Genomic DNA, 18,479 nt, shown 5'->3' with positions numbered 1-18,479 from the left:
GATGCCCAAGACGCCCTCCCCCGCTGTACAACGGCGCAGGCTCAATCGCCTGCGCTGGATAATCGCCTTGAGTCTGATGAGCCCGGGCATTGGCCTTGCCGCCAACGGCCTGCAAGCGGCAGCCGGGGTTGCCGGTACGCCGCTGATCACCGATCGGCATGGCGTGCCGGTGATCGATATCGTCGCGCCCAACGCCAGTGGCCTGTCGCACAACCAGTTTCTCGATTACAACGTCAACAAATCCGGGTTGGTGTTGAACAACGCCCTGCAGGCCGGGCAATCGCAACTGGCCGGCGCCCTGGCCGCCAACCCGCAGTTCCAGGGCCAGGCCGCCTCGACCATTCTCAATGAAGTGATCAGCCGCAACGCCTCGCGCATTGCCGGCCCACAGGAAATCTTCGGTCGCCCGGCCGACTACATCCTGGCCAACCCCAATGGCATCACCCTCAACGGTGGCAGCTTCATCAACACCACCCGTGCAGGCTTTCTGGTCGGTACGGTCGAGCTGCAAGACCAGCGCCTCAAGTACCTCGATACCCGTACCGCCAGCGGCACCCTGGAGGTCCTCGGCGTCGGCCAGAGCAACCACTACGGAGCTCTCGAACTGATCGCCCCACGCATCGACAGCCGCGGCGCGCTCGCGGCGCGCGACGACTTGAGCCTGGTGGTCGGGCGCAACCGCATCGACGCCACCGACGGCCAGGTCATCGAGCACCTGGCGGCGCCGGCTGGCAGTATCGATGCCAGCCTGTTTGGCGCCATGCAAGCCGGGCGCATCCGTATCCTCAGCACCGCGGCGGGCGCCGGTGTGCGCATGGCCAGCAGCCAGTTGCAAGCCCGCGACGGGATCGCCATAGACGCTGCCGGCACCCTGGAGATCAGCGCCGTACGCGCCCAGGCGCAACAGGTAAACATCAAGGCCGGCAAGAACCTCACCCTCAATGCCCAGGCTCGGGAAAACATCAGCCGCGAACAGCAGAACCGCAAAGAAAAGTGGGGGCTCATCACCACCGAAACCTACGAGCGCGAAAGCACCCGCACCGAGCGCCAACAGGTCGGCAGCCAGATCAAGGCCAGCCAGGACATCAACCTGCAGGCGGGCGGCGACCTGCGCATGGTCGCCGCCAGCGTCGAGGCCGGTGGCGACCTGTCGGTCAAGGCGGGCCAGAACCTGACCATCAGCGCCGGCGTCGACAGCCTGCAGGTCGATGAAAAAATCCGCCACCGCAAACACCTGTGGCGCGGTGACAAGGACAGCAGCAGCTACCAGGAAAGCGCCAAGGCCAGTGTTCTGTCCGGCCAGCAGGTTTCCCTGGCGTCCAAAGGCAACACGCAGATACTGGGCAGCGCCCTGAGCAGCGCCGGCGACATGAACCTTAAGGCCGGCAAGCTGGAGGTCGCCAGCATCGCACTGAGCAACGACGAAAACACCCGCAACTACAGTGGCGACCTGGTCTCCGGCAGCTTCTTCGGCAAGAACGGCCAGACCGAAGCCAAGGGCCAACAGGGTAGTGCCAGTAACCTTCAGGCTGAAGGTGCATTGACCGTGGTGGCTGACCAGGTGCAAGCCAAAGGCGATGCACTGTTGCTCAGTGAAAAAGCCCGGCTGTCGGTCGAAGCGACACACAATGCGTCCAGCGTCGAGCAACGCGAGAGCGACAGCAAACTGTTCGGCCTGATCGCCGAGAAAAGCCAGCGCCAGGAACACCGCCAGCAAGTGCTGAGCAGCGACCTGGCCTCTGCCAGCAACCTGCGCCTGGCCAGCGCCGATGACCTGCAGGTGATCGGGTCAAGGCTTCAGGCCGGCAAGCAATTGCACCTGCAGGCGCAAAACGCCATCGATGTGCGCAGTGCCGAACAACTGCAGACCGTCAGCGAACAAAACCGGCAACAGGGCTTCACTGCCAATGCCAGCCAGACCCAGGACGCCATCGACGGCAAGCCCGACTCGCACCAGTACACGGCTTCGGTGGGTTACGCCGTGGTCAACACCGACACGCAGGCATCCCACCTCAAGCAGGTTGCCAGCGAGCTCAAGGGCGCAGGCGTTGCACTCGAAAGTGCTAAAGCCATCGACATCACGGGCTCCAGCATTGAGGCGCTCGCCGGTGACCTTCAGTTGGATGGTCGCACTGTCACCGTAAGCGCAGCTCGCGAGCTACAGTCGCAGCAGACCACCACCGGCGAAAGTGGCGGCGGCCTGCGGGTCAGTGGCGGCATCGATGCTGTTGGCAGCGCCTTCGAAGGCTACTACAGGCGCCAGGAGGTCGATGAACGCGCAAGCCAGGCGCAACGCAGCAGCCTGAGCGCCACTGGCGATCTGCGCGTGACTGCCGACACGCTGGTCAACGAGGCTGCCCGCCTGACAGCTGGCCGGTCGCTGGAGCTGCAGGCCGGCAGCGTGGACAATCGCGCCGTCGACGATACCCGCGAATCAAAACAGACCCAGACCCACTGGCAAGCCAGCCTCGGCGCCAGCCTGGTGTACAAGGACCTGACCCGCCCGGTGGAGAACCTGGTTACCGGTAAAGAAGCCAGTCGCTTCCAGCAGGCATCAATCGAAGACGCCCTGGCCCCGCCAACGCTGGGCGCTGATCTTGAGTTCAAACACCTCAATCGCGAGCAAACCACGCGCAGCAGCACCGCGCAGGTCACCGAACTCACGGGCCAGCGTATCAACCTCAAGGCCGGCAGCCTCGACGATGCCGGCACCCAGTACCGGGCCAGCCAGGGGCCTTTGTCGATCCAGGCGCAAAACCACCGCTTCGTCGCCGCCCAGGACAACACCAGCACAGGTGTCGAGCGCCTGGATGTGGACGCTGCGGTGCGCGTCGAAACCAGCACCGGCAGCGATATCAACCTGCGTCTTTCCGGCAAGGGTGGCTCGCTGCTGACCGACAACAGCACGCAAACCGCACGCCCTGGCAGCCTCTATGGGCAAACCGGCATCCAGGTGCAACTGGGCAGTGATGGCCTGTACGAAGGCACGCGCTTCAATGCCGGCGACGGCTCGCTTGAATTAACGGCCAAGGGTGACCTGAGCCTTGCCCAGGCCAACGATCAACAGCGCCAACAGTTGAACAAACTCGACGGCAACGGCTGGTTCAAGGCAGGCAACGCACCGGCGGGCAGTGCCCTGGAGTTTCGCGGCTACCTTGACCAGAGCAAACTGGACAGTCTCGATACCCAGGCCCGCGTGGTAGAGATAGACGCCAAAGGCAAAGTGCAACTGCAGGCCGGTGGTGCCCTCGAGCTTGTGGGTGGGCGCATCGGCAGCAGCGCGGCCAAGGTCGCCGATATCGAGCTGCAAAGCGCAGGTGCGCTGAAAGTCAGCGCTGCCACTGATACCCACAAGGCTCAAGGCAGCAACATCGGCGGCGGCCTGGAATTGCTCGGTAAAAGCACCAGCAATGGCAAAGGCGGTGGCCTGGGTGGCCACTTCGGCACGGGCCGGGTCGATGAAGCCAGTACCACGGCCAGCGGGGCCAACTGGTTTGCCAGGGAGCAACTGCTGTTGAGCAGCACCGCCAGTCAGGACGATGCGCTGACGCTGCAAGGCGTCAAGGCCTCGGCAAACCGGGTCGCCATCAGCGCCAGCGAAGGCGGCGTGCTGATCGAGGCCGCAGGCAGCAGCGAACGGCGCAACAACCTCGACATCACCGCCGGTGCCGGCCTTAACGCCGCGCCAGGGGCGACCGCGAAAGAGGCCAAACGCGGGCTGTATGCCCGCGGGCAGGTGAACATCGACAACGCAGACAATATCACCTTCGCCAACAGCCAATGGCGCGCCGGCCAGATCAGCCTGACCAGCCTGAGCGACACGCGCCTTGAAGGCGTGCGCCTGGATGCCGGGCGCATCGACGGCCAGGTCGGCGGCGACCTGCACATCGCCAGCCGCCAGGACCGGGTCAACCAGCTGAACGTGCAGGTGGATGCGCGCTTGAGCCAGGAAAAGAACCCACAGGGCTATATCAACGCCGCCAACGCGGTGGCCGGCCCGCTGGCTGACAAGGTCGGTAAACCGGTCGGCGGCGCGTTGCAGAAAGTCGACCCGAAGACCTCACCCACCTTCACCCTCAAGGTCGAGCACACCCAGCGCGACACCGTCGCCAGCCAGAGCGTGCTCAACGGCCGCGACGGCATCGACCTTGAGGTCGGCGGCGCCGTGCGCCTCTCCGGCGCCAGCCTGCAAGCGAACAAGGGCAAGGTGCAGTTGGGCGGTGCCGCCGTCACCGAACAGAACGTGCAGGGGCGCGATTACTATCGCCAGGTGGGCATCAACGCCTCGAACGCACCGGTCGACCTGGTCAGCGGCCTGATCGATGTCTACGGCTCCGGCGCCAACAGCAACGCAGGAGAAAAGCCGTTGGACCTCGGTTTCCTGCGCACCAGCGGGCATGATCGCAGCACCAGTCTGGCCTCGAGCATAACGGAGGGCAGCAAGCCGCGCTGAGGCCGCCTGCCGGTCACCACTTGAGGGTGCGGCTGATGCCGGTTGCATCCGCCTTGAGCCAGCCGGCCGCCAGCAACACCGGGTACAGGGCGGTACCCGGTGTCATCTCGCCCTGCAGCTTCGCGCGCCGGGCAAGCAGGTCGGCATCCAGCTCGGCCTGATGCTGCCCCTGCAACTGCAACCGCGCCAGCAGATGCATGCCTGCCGAGCAATCAATGCGCACCTGGCCCGCCCCAAGGGGCACCGACCAGGGCGCGTCCATGGCCAGACCGTCGACGCTGATCTCGCCCTGGCTGCCTCGGCACTGTCGACCGCTACCCTGCACGTCGATCCGCCCGCTCCACTCACCCGTCAGCCGATAGGACGAAGACGTCGTGAGTGTAGGCTGCATTGGCACTACTGCCGCCCGCCAGTTCCACGGCCAGCCAGCGACCTGTACCTGCCAGCTTTGCCCCTGGAACCCAAGCTCGACCTGCGCCTGCAGACGCCAGGGCTGCCAGTGCCAAGCGACCGGCCCCACCTGCCCCAGCCGTTGCGCCTGGCCTTGCCAGAGGCTGCCGGAGACGCCTTCGGCGGCAACGGGTGCGAGCAGCCAGTTCGCCGGCAAAGCGGCCGACAGGCTCAACACGAACACCAGGGCGAACCCGCCCGCGCGCTTCATTGTTGCAACTCCAGCTCGAAGCTCATACCTGACTCGCCCTGCTCCAGCGACCAGCGCAGCGGGCGCACGCCTTCGCGCTGTACAGCCAGTAGCCAGCGCTGCACACCTTGCTCATCGGCGGCACGGCCCTTGATCTGCCAACTGTGGTTTTCTCCCAGCACTTCATTGAGGGCAATACTGTGTGCCTGCGCCGATTGCTGCAGTTGCTCGGCACTGAAGCGCGTCTGAACCTGCAGGCTGGCCGCCGAGCGGGCCAGGGCTTGCCACTGCCGTGCGTCCTGCAAGCGCGCCGTGCCTTCACGAACGATCAAGGTGACAAGCAATACGCCTACCATCACCCAGGCTGCCGGCATCAACCAGTGGCGCTGCAGCCATGCACTCATGAGACAGCTCCCAGGTCGAACACCAGTTGCAGTTGGCCTTCGCCCGTGCTTGCTGCAACCGCCACGCCAACCTGCCGGGCGATGGCCTGCCAGGTTGCCGCCTCGGGTGCCTGGTCGCCACGCAGGCGCAGGGTCCAGCGTTGTCCGTCAAAGCCACTGGCGCTGACATGCCAACCGGGTTGTGCCTGCAACCATTGCTGCACCGCCATCTGCAACTGCTCGATCTGACGCAGGCGCAAGTGGCGATCAGCCTCGGCCTGGCGCTGACGCTTGAGGAGCTGGGCTGCCTGGCGAGATGAAGTGACCGGCCCGGTGACCGCCACCACTTGCGCCTTGTAGACCTCGTTCTGGCGCCATTGCTGGGCCAGCCACAGGCCGCTGCAGACCAGCCCCAACAGCGCGCAGGCGGCCATCAGGCGCCATTGCCCGGGGGCCATGGCAACGCGCAGCCGCATCTGCCGCGCCGGGTGCAGAGCAAACAGGCTGGGCAAAGGCTCCAACGCGGCCAGCCGCGCTGGCCAGGCCCCTTCAAACATTTCGGGTTGCAGGCTTGGCCAGGGAGCCGGCAAGTTCGATCCAAGCAGCGTCGGCCAGGCCAGCCAATGCTGGCGTGAGAGTTCGGTTACCCCCTTGAGCAACAGCAGGTCCGGGCTGCGCTGCCAGCATAGGGCGGTACCCGCTGGAGTGTCTGCCAGCAACTGAAACTCGGCCCAGCAGCGCTCGACGCTCAAGCCCCAGTCGGCGCACTGGCCCAACCATTGTTCGAGCAAAGCCTGATCGACGCTGACCAGCTCCAGTTGATTGCCCTGACGTGAAACACAGCCACAACGAATCGACTCGGCCGGTTGCAGCAAACGCTCTTCAAGCAGCAAAGGCCACTCATCACGCTTGAGCCCCGGCGGCGCCGCAAGCTGGCTATGGCTGCAGTGGTTACCGGGCAGAATCAGCGCCACGCGCGCGCCGTCCGGGCTGGGCGGTTCGCCCTCGCCGGCTTCGCGCCTGCCGTCGGCCAGGCGCAACCAGCTCCAGGGCGCTTGCCCCACACCAGGGCGCAGCAGCAACCAGTTGCTTTCGCGTGGTGTTTGCCAGCGTTCAAGCCATTTCATCAGGGTGCCTCCGGCAGGGCGAAGGTACAGACATAAGGTGCTCCATCACGCTTGAACTCAAGGCGCACACCGCGATCCGGGGCGGACCGCTCGGCAGAAGGAAAGGCCAGCCAGCGGCCCGATTGAAAAAACGCAAAGCTTGGCGCCGTGACCTGATCGAGCTGTTCACGTTGACGCCATTGAGGCTTACCCACCGCATACAGGTCGGACGAGGTTTCCAGCAGCAGGCGTTGCCCGCGAGTGTCGTAGCTCAGGCGCTGACGCTGCAGGCGCGAGCCGCCCTCGGCTTGCGGCCAGGCACTGCGCGCCACCCATTGCAACTGCAGGGTGGCGGGTTGCCAGTCGAGCCAGTTGATCGCCAGGGGCAGACGTTGCTCATAGAGCTGGCGCAACACCGTGGAGTCGAAACGCCGCTCCAGGGCCAGGCAGAAATCCAGCACCGGCGAGCCCGGGGCAGGTTGCTGCAAGCGCTCGCGCATACCGGCCCAGGCATTGACCAGCGCCGCCAGCAAGATCCCCAGCACCGCGGTCAGGGCCAGGGCCACCAGCAGTTCAAGCAAGGTCAGGCCCTGCTGGCGGCGCTTCATGGGCGCACCAGAAAGATACGGTACTGGCCGAGCGGATCGCGCCCGTCTCGGTCGGCAAACAGGTGCAATTGCCCTCGGCGCAGGTTGCGCACGCCGGTCGAGGTCAACTGCAGTTGCCAGTGACACTGGCCATCGCCTTGCTGCAATTGCCCGGCGGCGCTGCTTTGCAGCGGCCAGAACCGCTCGACGGCAAACCGCGCCTGCAGCTCGCGCGCACAGAACACCCCCAGGCGGTGGTGCTGCACGCTCTGCTGCACCGCCAGACGCTGGCGCAACACCTGGCTGGTCATGATTGCCAGGGCGGCGGCAATCCCCAGGGCCACCGTCACCTCAAGCAGGGTGAAGCCGCGTTGTGCGCGCTTCACAGCGGCGTCCTGTGCAACTGGCCGGCGCTGCTCCATTGCCAACGCTGGGTGCCTTCGGGCCAATGCCAGTTCAAGGTGGCGCTGCGGGCAACCCCGGAGGGCGTGAACACCAGGCGTGGCTCGCGGCTGGCAGGCCAGTCGGCTTGCAGCGTTGCCGGCCAGTCAGCGAAATCGACGGGCTCGACCTGCCAGCGCTCGGCGACCCGGCGGACAAATTCGGGGCGGCTGCCATTCCAGCGCAAGCCGCGAATCTCCCCCCCGTGCAGCGCCAGCTCAGCCTGCTGGCGGCTGGCTCCGGCCAGGCGCTCAAGGGCCTGCTGCACCGGCGCCTTGCCGCTGTCGAGCCAGGCAATGCTTAAGGTGCTCATCAGCCCGGCGATCAGCAGCACCACAAGCATCTCCAGCAGGGTAAAACCACGCTCGTTGCGCATCCTTAAAGGTTCCAGTTACCCAGGTCGGCATCGATACCTTCGCCGCCCTCGACGCCGTCGGCGCCCAACGAGTAGATATCGATGCGCCCGTGCTGGCCGGGGGCGCGGTACTGATAGGCAGTGCCCCAGGGGTCCTGCGGCAGGCGGCGGATGTAACCGTCGGCGCGCCAGGCGCGCGGCAGCGGCTCTGCCGTCGGTTTGCTGACCAGCGCCGCCAGGCCCTGCTCGGCCGAAGGGAAACGCAGGTTGTCGAGACGGTACATGTCCAGCGCCTGCTCCAGGGTCGACAGGTCGGCCATGACCTTCTGCTTCATGGCCTTGTCCTGGCTGCCGAGCACGCTCGGAGCGACCACGGCGATCAACAGGCCGATGATGAAGATCACCACCATGATTTCCATCAGGGTAAAACCGCGTTGACGCGTGCGTGGGCTGTGCATGGTCTTGCTCCTTTTCAAAGTGTCAGGCCCTGGTTGAGCTGCATGATCGGCAACAGCACGGCGAGGACGATGAACAGCACCACCGCGCCCATCACCAGGATCATCAGCGGCTCGAACAAGGCCATGGCGCTGTCGACCTGGCGGGCGAAGCCACGCTCCTGGTTGTCGGCGACCCGTTCGAGCATGTCTGGCAAGGTGCCGCTGGCTTCGCCACTGGCGACCATGTTCAGCAGCAACGGCGGGAAGTGCCCACTGGCATCCAGCGCCCGGTGCAGGCTGACCCCGCCCTGCACATCGCTGCTGACCCGTTGCAGGGCCAGGTGGATGCGCCGGTTGTTGACCGTGGCGGTGGCCACTTGCAGGGCTTCGAGCAGCGGTACGCCGCTGCCGCATAGAATCGCCAGGCTGCGCGACAGCCGCGCGCTCTCCAGCACCGCCAGCAAGTTGCCGATCCGCGGCAGGCGCAGCAGCAGGTCGTCGCGGCGCAAACGCCAGTGCGGGCGGCGCAACAGCCAGGCGCCGAGCAGCGAGGCCGACACAGCGCCGAGCAGCAACCAGGGCCCGAGCAACACCAGCAGGTCGCTGATACCGATCAGCAGCGAAGTGATCCACGGCAGGCTCTGCCCGGAGTGAGCGAACTGCTCGGTAAGCTTGGGCACCACGAAGGTCATCAGGCCAACCACCACCGCCAGCGACACCCCCATTAACACACAGGGATAGATCAGCGCCGTACGTGCCTTGTGCTGCTGGCGTTGAACCTGTTCGAGGTGCTCGGCCAGGCGTTCCAGCACCTGGGCCAGGCGCCCGGAACGCTCGCCGGCCTCGACCAGTGCGCAGTACAACCCGGAGAACAGGCCGCCCTGGCGCGCCAGGCTGCGGGCCAGGCTCAGGCCTTCGGCGAGCGATCCGCGCACCGCCACCAGCAGGTTGCGCAGGGCCGGTTCCACCAGTTGCCGCTCCAGGGTCGCCAGGGCATCCACCAAGGGAATGCCGGCGCCGGTGAGGGTCGCCAGTTGCCGGGTCAGCTCGCACAACTGGGCGCGGTTGACCCGCTGGCGGCGCGGCTGTTGAGTGGCCGCATCGTGGCGTTGCAACTGCCGGGTGAACAGCCCTTGCTCACGCAACAGCTGGCGGGCATGGCGCTCGCTGTCGGCCTGGATGCTGGCCTTGCGTGCCCGGCCGCTGAGGTCGACCGCTTGGTAACGAAAGGTCGGCATGGGTTAGCCCTGCACCGCGCGCAGCACTTCGGCGAGGCTGGTATCGCCGCGGCGCAGGCACTCGCTGGCCATGCCGGCAAGGCTCTGGCGGCGCCCGGCCAGATGCTCGTGCATGGCTACTTCACTGGCGCCGTCGTACAGCAGGGCGATCAGCCCGGCGTCCAGCTCGATGAATTCGTACAGACCGAGGCGGCCACGATAGCCGCTGCCCTGGCACTGCTCGCAACCGACGGCATGGAAGGTCTCGCTCAGCTCCGCCAGCTCCGGCCACAGCTGCCGCTCAGCCGCCTGCAAGGGTTGCGGCCGCGCACAGCTGCACAGGCGCCGCACCAAGCGCTGGGCCATGACCCCGCGCAGGCACGAGGCGATCAGGAACGGCTCGATACCCATGTCACGCAGGCGCGTCACCGCCCCCACGGCGCTGTTGGTGTGCAGGGTCGAGAGCACCAGGTGGCCGGTGAGACTGGCTTGCACGGCGATCTGCGCGGTCTCGCGGTCGCGGATTTCGCCGAGCATGATCACGTCCGGGTCCTGGCGCAGGATCGCCCGCAGGCCGGTGGCGAAGGTCAGCCCGGCGCGGGGGTTGATGGCGGTCTGGCCGATGCCGGCGATGGCGTATTCGACCGGGTCTTCGACGGTAAGGATGTTGCGGCTGCCATCGTTGAGGCTATTGAGGCTGGCGTACAACGTGGTGGTCTTGCCCGAACCGGTCGGCCCGGTGCTCAGGACGATACCGTTGGGCCGCGCCAGGCAGCCGCGCAGGCCCTGTTCCACCGCTGTAGGCATGCCGAGGTTGGCCAGCGCCAGCAGGCTGGCCTGCTTGTCGAGCACACGCATCACCACCCGCTCGCCGTGGATGCCGGGCAAGGTCGAGACCCGCACGTCCACCTCGCGCCCGGCTGCGCGCAGGGTGATGCGCCCATCCTGAGGCTGGCGTTTCTCGGCGATGTCCAGGCGGGCCATGACCTTGATCCGCGACACCAGCATCGCCGACAGTGCGCGCGGCGGGCGCAGCACTTCGCGCAAGTGGCCGTCGATGCGCAAACGTACCACCAGGCTCTGCTCGAAGGTCTCGATATGAATGTCCGAGGCCTGCAGGCGCAAGGCCTGGGCAAACAGGCCGTTGATCAGGCGAATCACCGGCGCTTCGTCGTCGCTTTCGAGCAGGTCTTCGATGCGCGGCATTTCGCTCATCAGGCCGTCGAGGTCGACCTGTTCGCCGATGCCCTCGATCAGCGCGGCGGTGGCGCCTTCACCGGCCTGGTACAACTGCCCCAGGCGGCTGTCGAAACTGGCGCTGTCGAGGTGGCAGACTTCGTCCGGCTGACCCTGCACGCGCAGCAGCTCCTGCAATTGATCGCTGTCGGCATCGCTGCGCAGCCACAGGCTCCAGCCCGTCGCCAAAGGCGCCACGGCAAGGCCGGCCTGGCGGGCCAGGCGATAGGGCAACAACTCCATCACCAGACACCCTCGTCGAGGCGCTGACGGCTGGCCGGAAAGGCCTGCAACAGCTTGCCGTCATCGCTGATGGCCGGCAGCTTCAGGGCAGTGTCCTGCTGCAGGTTGCGGTATTTCTCGGTGCTCAGGCTGGCCAGGCTCGGGCCGTCGCGCAGGATGCGTGGGCGAATGAACACCATCAGGTTCTGCTTCACGCCCTGGTGGCCGGAGGAACTGAACAGCCGCCCCAGCCAGGGAATATCACCGAGCAACGGCACTTTCTGATTACTCGAGGTGACCTCGTCGCTGATCAGCCCGCCAAGGATCACCAGGCCGTTATCCTCGACCATGACCTTGGTCTTGATCTCGCGCTTGTTGGTGATCACATCGCTGGCCGAAGCGTTGTCGGCAATCGACGAGACCTCCTGGACGATGTCCAGGCGCACGGTGTTGTCGATGTTGATCTGCGGCTTGATGCGCAGCTTGACCCCGACTTCCTTGCGCTCGATGGTCTGGTACGGGTTGGTGTTGTCCTGGGTCACGGAGCCGGTGACGAAGGGCACTTCCTGGCCGACCAGGATCGACGCTTCGGCGTTGTCCAGGGTCAGCAGGGTTGGCGTCGACAACAGGTTGAAGCCGCTTTTGCTCTTCAGCGCATTGACCAGCACGGCGAAGTTGAAACCGCCGCCGAAGTTGCCAAAGCCTGCGGTCAGGCCGTTGGTGCCTGACAGCAGCTTGGCCAGCGCGGCGTTGTCCTTGCCCGCTGCAGCCCCGGCGATGGCGGCGATGCTCGGGCCGCTGCTGCCGAAGTTGACCGTGCCGGCGCCGAACTTCTCATCGGCGAACAGCCACTGCACCCCCAGCTCTTCGGCGCGTGAATCCGAGACCTCGGCAATGATCGCCTCGACCACCACCTGCGCGCGGCGCACGTCCAGTTGCTCGACGATGTTGCGATAAGCCGCCAGTTCGCTGTCGGGGCCGACCATGACCACGGCGTTGGTGCCTTCTTCATATTCCAGGCGAATCCCCGAGCTGCTTACCGGCATCGGCGCCTTGTCGTCCTTGCCGCCCTCGCCGTTGGCGGCTGGCAGGGTGTCCTGGCTGAGGCTGCGCAGGACCTTGACCACTTCGCTGGCATTGGCGTGGCGCAGGTAGATCACCTGGGTGTTGGAGCTGCGCAGGTTATCGCCGGGGCGGTCCAGTTGCGCCAGCAAGGCGCGCACCCGCTCACGACTGTCGGCACTGCCGCGCACCAGCAACGCATTGCTGCGCGGGTCGGCCACCACCTGGGCGCTGTCGGCGCCCTGCTCGCGGGCCAGCAACTGGCTGATCAACTTGCTGGTGTCGTTGGCGCTGGCATGCTGCAGCGGCATCACCTGCATCGGCTCGTCACTGACCTGGTCGAGCTGCAGCAGCAGGCTGTCGATGCGTTCCAGGTTGCTGCGCCAGTCGGTGATCACCAGCAGGTTGGCCGCAGGGTACGGGGTGATCACCCCGACCCGGGGATCGATCAGCGGCTTGAGGATGCCCAGCAATTGCTCGCTGGCGGCGTTGCGTACATTGAACACACGGGTGGCGACCCCGTCGCTGCCTTGCGCCGGTTTGTCCGCCGTCTCCACCGGTACCGGCTCAAGCCGCGCGGCCTGGTCGGGGACGATCTTGACGCTGCCGTTGGGTAGGTCGACGGCGGCGAAACCCTGGGCGCGCAACTGGGCCAGGAAGATGTCGTAGATCGCGTCGCTGTCATGGCGATCGACCGTGCGCACGGTGACCTTGCCCTTGACCCGTGGATCGACGATGAAGGTGGTGCCGGTAATTTGCGAGACGCTGTCGATGAACTCGCTGAGCTCGGTGTCGACGAAATTGACTTCGTATAACGGCGTCTCGTTGTCATCCAGCGCCACCGGCTCTTCGGCCCAGGCCAGGTTGAGGCCCAGGATCAGCACGCTGGCCAGGCAGAGTCTTGCGATCATCATTCATCCTTGGCGCTTGAAGCCGGTCACGGCAGGCCGTGGCGGCCAGGGCAGGCGTTCGCGCCGCCCCTGGTTGTCGAAAATCAGGCCCTGGTCATCGATGCTCTCCAGCACGATGCCCGGCGCCAGGCGCTGGCCACGGCGCATGCTGCGCGTAGCCTGGCCGTAACGCAGCACCACCACCGTGGCGCTGAGCGGCACGGCCCGCAGGCCGCCCAGGTACTCCAGCGGTAAACGGGTCAGCGGCACCTCACCGCTGTCGGCCTGGGCCTGCCAATGGCCGACCATCAGGCCCGGTAAAGGCGTTGCTTGCGGCACATCGGCCACCGCCGGCAGCGGCGTGCGGCTGAGCTGCAAAACACACTGGGCGGCAAGCCAGGCGGCCAGGGTCAGCAGCGCGCCGCTGAACAGGCGCGAGGCACGGATCACGCGCTCAACTCACGGGGATGCCAACCGGGATGGCCCTGGACATAGCGCAGCTGCGGCAATTGCAACGCTGGCAATTGCCAGTCGGTCGGCTGCTGCGCCAGCCAGGCCTCGACCCGTTGCCACAGCGGCTCGCCACTGCTAGAGGCGTACTGCAGGCCGAAGGTGCGGCACTGCCCCTGGGTTTCGCTGAAGCCCGAGACGCGCTTGCCGCTCGGGCTGTAGCTCAACTGCCAGGGCTGGCCCAGCCAGCGCGGCAGGTCCTGGCTGTTGTCGAGCAATAGCGGGTCACCGAACAACTGCTCGGCGGCGTTTTCCAGCACCTGCTCGACTTGCCGCGCAGGCGCCTCGACCACCGGCGCCGGGTAGCTGCCGGTCAGGCTGATCAGGTGTTCGCGGGTGATGGCCTGGCCGGCAGCCAGGGGGCTGTCGTAGCGCAGGCCCGGGAGCAACACCGGGTAGCCGCTGTCCGCGGCCAGGGCCAGGTGCAGCAGGCGGTCCCAACTACCACCGCGGGTATCACGGCGCCACAGTGCCTGCGGTGCGCGCGCCAGGGGTTGATCGAGCCAGGCGGCGTGACCGGCGCGTTGCTGCGCCAGCACACCACGGATCTGCGCGGCGCGGGCCTGGGCGCCAGGGGTAAGGCTGCTTTCGAAGGCCGGATGAAAATGCGCGCTGAATTGCCATTGCCCAGCGCTTCGCTGGCAGCGCACCTGGAAGGCGCCACTGGCACGATTGCCAGCGAACAGCACCGGCACGCGCTTGCCGCTGGCTTGCAGCACGGTCACCGGCTCAGGCCAGAAGTCCTGGCCACGGGCGCACAGCAGCAAGTCGGCATCGCTCAGGCGTTCGGCCAGCCACAGGCCGGGGCCGGTGCCGACATCGGCCAGGGCGATCACCAGGTCTGCCTGCCCGCGGGCTTGTTCGAAGGCCGGCAGCAGCGACTGGTACCACTGCTTGAGCGAGGCTTTCTGGTCCTGGGCATAGGGGTCGGTGATGCCGACCACGGCGACCCGCACACCACCACGACGAAACACTGTAAAGGCTGCAACACCCAGCGCGGTGGCCTGCTCCGCAGCCAAGCCAGCGCCCAGCACGGGCTTGCCATATTGCCGATAAAGGCCGGTGCAACGCTGCGGCCACAGCACCCGCTCATCGCTGCTGACCCGCACGTCGCTGGCCAGCAACTGGCTGCCTTCAACACCGCTACCCCCCTGGGTCAGGTAGGCCAGGCCGCTGCCATTCCAGCCCTGACCGTTCTCCAGAGTCAGGCAGTTGTCAGCCCCGGCGCCTTGGCGCAGTTGCTCGAGCAAGGCCGCCAGCACCGCGTAGCCGCCGGTGCGCACACCATCGGCGAGGCTGGCGTCGAGCAGCGGGTTGAGTTCGGCGCGGGCCTGGCGGGCGCTGGCGCCGGTCATCCAGGGCGCCTGGCCGAGGTGGGTGACCGGCCCCAGGCGCGTGGCCGGGACCACCGGTTTACCGGCCTGGCGGGCATCGAGGGTGTCAGCGAAATACAGCACATCGAGCGCCGCGTCGTTGCCGGCCGACGTCCCGCCCAGGCCCGCGCAGGCCGTGAGCAGCGGCGCCGCAGCGCCAACGCCGATCCAGTTCAACACTTCCCGTCTGTGCATGTTCAGCCTGTCCCGTCGCCTTCGCGCTTGTTGGTTGTCGGGCCGGGATATTGGGGCGCCTGGATTACAGTTTGATGGCAGTTAATCGACAGCCAGGGCAAAACCTCAGGCAAATCAGGTGGTAACGATTTATTTCCTTCAACGCCTTTTAACAAAACTGCCAATCAATCATCACACTTGCTCACTAAAGTCCCGGTTTCTTTCACGCCGCATCATTGAACAAAAGGAACTGAACTGATGAGTCGAGACACCGGCGACAACCTGAACCGCAACCAGAGTGGCAACCTGCCCATGGACAGCGTTCTGGAGTCTTACCTGAGCCGCCGCAGCGTGGTACGCGGTGGCCTGGGCGCCGCGATCGCGATGATTGCCGGGACTGGCCTGACGGGCTGCTTCGACAGCAGCGACTCGGATGACGATGAACCCGTAGTCGAGCCGCCAACCCCGCCGAAACTGAAGCTCGGCTTCACTTCAATCCCAGGCTCGCGCACCGACGCCTGCGTGGTCGCCGCCGGCTACACTGCTTACGTCCTGGCGCCCTGGGGCACGCCGCTGAACAGCAGCGCCAACCCGTGGAAAGCCGACGGTAGCAACACCGCCGCCGACCAGGCCAACTCGGTGGGCATGCACCATGACGGCATGCACTTCTTCCCCATCAACGGCAGCTCCGAAGACGGTCTGCTGGCGATCAACCACGAATACATCGACGCCGACGCCCTGCACCCCAACGGCCCGACCAGCGACAGCAGCGGCAAGCGCCCGGTCGAGGAAGTGCGCAAGGAAATCAACGCCCATGGCGCCGGGGTGATCCGCCTGAAGAAAGTCAGCGGCCGCTGGCAGGTGGTCGACAACGACCCGCTCAACCGCCGCTTCACCACCGCCACGGTGATGAACATCGCAGGCCCCCTGCGCGGCAGCGAGCACGTCAAGACGCGCTTCTCGAAAAACGGCACCCAGGCCCGCGGCACCAACAACAACTGCGGCAACGGCTACACCCCGTGGGGCACCTACCTGACCTGCGAAGAGAACTGGCCGGGGATTTTCGTCAACACCAGCGCCACCCTGCCGGCCGACCAGAAGCGCATTGGCGTCGGCACCAAGGCCGGTAACTACAAGTGGGAAAGCGTCGCCGGTGACCCAAGCGAAGTGGACGGTGAATTCAGCCGCTTCAACGTCACCCCGAGCGGCGCCAGCGCCACCGAGGACTTCCGCAACGAAGCCAGCACCTACGGCTACATCGTCGAGATCGATCCGTACACGGCCAATACCCTTGCGGTAAAACGCACCGCGCTCGGGCGCTTCCGCCACGAGGGCTGCTGCCCGGGGCTGCCGGTGGTGGGCAAGCCGCTGGTCTGGTACATGGGCGACGACTCCAACAACGAGTACCTGTACAAATTCGTCTCCAGCGCGCTGTGGGAAGCCGCCGATGCCAACCCGGCCGACCGCCTGGCCACCGGCAACAAGTACATGGACCAGGGCAAGCTGTACGTCGCCCGCTTCAATGCCGACGGCTCGGGCGTGTGGCTGCTGCTCGACGTCAACACCCCGACCAGCAGCGGCAAGACCCTGGGCTCGATCTACGGCGACCTGCCGGGGATCATCCTCAACACCCGCGGCGCTGCCGACGCCCTCGGCGCAACACCGATGGACCGCCCGGAATGGACCACGGTCAACCCGCTCAATGGCGACGTGTACCTGACCCTGACCAACAACAGCGCACGCACCGCGGCCAAGGTCGATGCCGCCAACCCGCGCGGGCCGAACCGCCACGGCCATATCATCCGCTGGCACGACAGCGACGATCAGTTGAGCTTCAGCTGGGATATTTTCGTGTTTGGCGCCAACGCCGCCGGCACTGCCGACATCAACCGCTCGGGCCTGACCGAACTCAACCAGTTCGCCAGCCCCGACGGCATGAGCTTCGATAGCCGCGGCATCCTCTGGTTCCAGACCGACAACGGTGAAAAAACCCTGACCGACTACACCAACGACCAGATGCTGGCGGTGATCCCCACCGACCTGGTCGATGCCGCGGGCAAGCAGGTGCCGGTCAACGCCAAGAACCAGGTCGACCTGCGCCGCTTCTTCGTCGGCCCCAACGGCTGCGAAGTCACCGGCATTGCCTTCACCCCCGACAACAAGTCGATCTTCGTCAACATCCAGCACCCGGACAACTGGCCGTCTACCGACGTCGCCACTGCCGTTACCGCGGCCGGCACCAAGGTGCGGCCACGGGCCTCGACCGTGGTGATCCAGCGTGCCGATGGCGGTGAAATCGGCGTGTAACCCAAGCCTCGCTCGGCGCAGCCCTTACCAGGGTTGCGGCGAGCGGCTGATCACCTGCACCTGCTGGACCGGCACCAGCGCGTGCCACTGCACGATCCCGCGTGCGCGCAGTTGAAACTCGCTGCGCATCTTCTGCCCGTCCTGTTCGAATTCCAGCTGCAAGGCAAAGTCACCGCTGTTGAGCAGCAAGCCTTCGCTCAATCGTGCGAATGTTGCGTCGTCCATCGCCCCCAGTGCCTGGCGCAACGCACCCGCATCGTGATAACCGCCAGCAGGCCGGCCGGTGATGATCCGGGTCAGCAGCGAACGTGACACCTCCCCTTCGTACAGCGCTTCAAGCAATGGCAACTGCTCCAGGCTCAAGGCATTGGCATTCAGCCGCCAGCCGCTGGTCTGCGGCAGCGCGCACAACTGTGGATAGCGTTGCTGGCGGCTGGCATCGGGCTCAAGCAGCAGGTTCAGCTCACTCATGTCGACCATCATCTGGTTGGCCGCCAGGCGCGCAGGTGACTGGCGCAGGTACTGGTCGCTGTCGGCGCCGCTGAGCCGGGCCTGGCCGTCGCTGTCGATCCAGTCGGCCAGGGCATCGGTCAAGCGTTGCGCGGCCATGTCATCGCCCAGCAGGTAGCGCAATTGCCGTGCGGCCCGTTCGCTCTCTTCGCCAATCAGCGCGTTGACGTTGAAACAGCTGTGCAGGTCGCGGATGCGCAAGGCCGCCGAGCCGCCGGCAAAGGCATAAGACAGCGGCTGCCCGCGCAGCGCCTGCCAGAACAGCGGGCTGGCGCGCCAGGCCGGGTCTTTCAGGGCCTGCTCGGCAAACGCCAGGCCGGCGGTTTCCATGGCCCTGGCCTGCACCCGTTGCTGCACCAGGCGCACGCTGTCGATCTGCTGGCGACCGTCCTGCACCAGCCAGGTCAGGCCGCCTGCGAGCATCGCCAGCACCACCAGCACCATCAACAGCGCCGCTCCTTGTTGCCGCTTCGCACCCATGAACTGCACATCCCTAGCCAATGAGCCGTCAGTCAACACAACGGATGTTGCAGGTACATGGCAAATACAGCTGCACGTCACTTTTGCGTCACAAAG

Annotated in this window: 15 protein-coding genes; 2 read left to right on the top strand and 13 right to left on the bottom strand. The window is 66.0% G+C overall.

Going from position 1 to position 18,479, the window contains the following annotated elements; genetic code table 11:
• Position 1 precedes the first annotated feature (1 nt).
• Positions 2–4,453 carry a hemagglutinin repeat-containing protein gene (locus ACZ9A3_RS02195; RefSeq protein ID WP_476252097.1) on the top strand — a complete coding sequence of 1,484 codons (4,452 nt, stop codon included), beginning with the start codon at positions 2–4 and terminating at the stop codon, positions 4,451–4,453.
• Between the two features lie 13 nt (positions 4,454–4,466).
• Here ACZ9A3_RS02195 and gspN read toward each other — a convergent pair whose 3' ends face one another.
• The 12 genes from gspN to ACZ9A3_RS02135 are packed head-to-tail and all read right to left on the bottom strand — an operon-like array spanning position 4,467 to position 15,107.
• Entirely contained in the window at positions 4,467–5,114 is a 648-nt protein-coding gene (gene gspN, locus ACZ9A3_RS02190; RefSeq protein WP_476252096.1) for a type II secretion system protein N, read from the bottom strand.
• Complete coding sequence (gene gspM / locus ACZ9A3_RS02185; protein WP_476252095.1) at positions 5,111–5,497, bottom strand: type II secretion system protein GspM; 387 nt, start codon at positions 5,495–5,497, stop codon at positions 5,111–5,113. Before gspM ends, gspN begins: the two co-directional genes overlap by 4 nt.
• Complete coding sequence (locus ACZ9A3_RS02180) at positions 5,494–6,603, bottom strand: type II secretion system protein GspL (protein ID WP_476252094.1); 1,110 nt, start codon at positions 6,601–6,603, stop codon at positions 5,494–5,496. The genes gspM and ACZ9A3_RS02180 overlap by 4 nt, the downstream gene beginning before the upstream one ends.
• Positions 6,603–7,190 carry a prepilin-type N-terminal cleavage/methylation domain-containing protein gene (locus tag ACZ9A3_RS02175; RefSeq protein WP_093386896.1) on the bottom strand — a complete coding sequence of 196 codons (588 nt, stop codon included), beginning with the start codon at positions 7,188–7,190 and terminating at the stop codon, positions 6,603–6,605. The genes ACZ9A3_RS02180 and ACZ9A3_RS02175 overlap by 1 nt, the downstream gene beginning before the upstream one ends.
• Positions 7,187–7,555, bottom strand: a complete 369-nt coding sequence (locus ACZ9A3_RS02170) for a type II secretion system protein GspI (RefSeq protein ID WP_045196520.1) — start codon at positions 7,553–7,555, stop codon at positions 7,187–7,189. The genes ACZ9A3_RS02175 and ACZ9A3_RS02170 overlap by 4 nt, the downstream gene beginning before the upstream one ends.
• Complete coding sequence (locus ACZ9A3_RS02165) at positions 7,552–7,986, bottom strand: prepilin-type N-terminal cleavage/methylation domain-containing protein (RefSeq protein WP_401289483.1); 435 nt, start codon at positions 7,984–7,986, stop codon at positions 7,552–7,554. The genes ACZ9A3_RS02170 and ACZ9A3_RS02165 overlap by 4 nt, the downstream gene beginning before the upstream one ends.
• A gap of 2 nt (positions 7,987–7,988) precedes the next feature.
• Complete coding sequence (gspG, locus tag ACZ9A3_RS02160; RefSeq protein WP_093386906.1) at positions 7,989–8,423, bottom strand: type II secretion system major pseudopilin GspG; 435 nt, start codon at positions 8,421–8,423, stop codon at positions 7,989–7,991.
• Between the two features lie 14 nt (positions 8,424–8,437).
• Entirely contained in the window at positions 8,438–9,640 is a 1,203-nt protein-coding gene (gene gspF / locus ACZ9A3_RS02155) for a type II secretion system inner membrane protein GspF (protein WP_476252093.1), read from the bottom strand.
• 3 nt (positions 9,641–9,643) lie between these two features.
• Positions 9,644–11,092 carry a GspE/PulE family protein gene (locus ACZ9A3_RS02150; RefSeq protein ID WP_476253311.1) on the bottom strand — a complete coding sequence of 483 codons (1,449 nt, stop codon included), beginning with the start codon at positions 11,090–11,092 and terminating at the stop codon, positions 9,644–9,646.
• A 5-nt stretch (positions 11,093–11,097) separates the two neighbouring features.
• Positions 11,098–13,050 carry a type II secretion system secretin GspD gene (gene gspD, locus ACZ9A3_RS02145; protein ID WP_476252092.1) on the bottom strand — a complete coding sequence of 651 codons (1,953 nt, stop codon included), beginning with the start codon at positions 13,048–13,050 and terminating at the stop codon, positions 11,098–11,100.
• Positions 13,051–13,053: 3 nt separating this feature from the next.
• A complete protein-coding gene (locus ACZ9A3_RS02140; protein ID WP_093386916.1) occupies positions 13,054–13,479 on the bottom strand; it encodes a pilus assembly protein PilZ in 426 nt (141 codons plus the stop codon).
• Positions 13,476–15,107, bottom strand: a complete 1,632-nt coding sequence (locus ACZ9A3_RS02135) for a bifunctional UDP-sugar hydrolase/5'-nucleotidase (protein WP_476252091.1) — start codon at positions 15,105–15,107, stop codon at positions 13,476–13,478. The genes ACZ9A3_RS02140 and ACZ9A3_RS02135 overlap by 4 nt, the downstream gene beginning before the upstream one ends.
• 237 nt (positions 15,108–15,344) lie before the next feature.
• Between ACZ9A3_RS02135 and ACZ9A3_RS02130 the strand changes: the two genes are divergently transcribed.
• Complete coding sequence (locus ACZ9A3_RS02130; RefSeq protein WP_093386927.1) at positions 15,345–17,393, top strand: PhoX family protein; 2,049 nt, start codon at positions 15,345–15,347, stop codon at positions 17,391–17,393.
• A 24-nt stretch (positions 17,394–17,417) separates the two neighbouring features.
• Here ACZ9A3_RS02130 and gspK read toward each other — a convergent pair whose 3' ends face one another.
• Positions 17,418–18,383: a type II secretion system minor pseudopilin GspK gene (gene gspK / locus ACZ9A3_RS02125; RefSeq protein WP_045196503.1), complete on the bottom strand. Its 966-nt coding sequence runs from the start codon at positions 18,381–18,383 to the stop codon at positions 17,418–17,420.
• Positions 18,384–18,479 lie beyond the last annotated feature (96 nt).

This window comes from Pseudomonas sp. TE4620, from assembly GCF_056279045.1.
The sequence above is the reverse complement of the archived record's forward strand: the minus strand, read 5'-3'. Positions and strand labels throughout refer to the sequence as shown.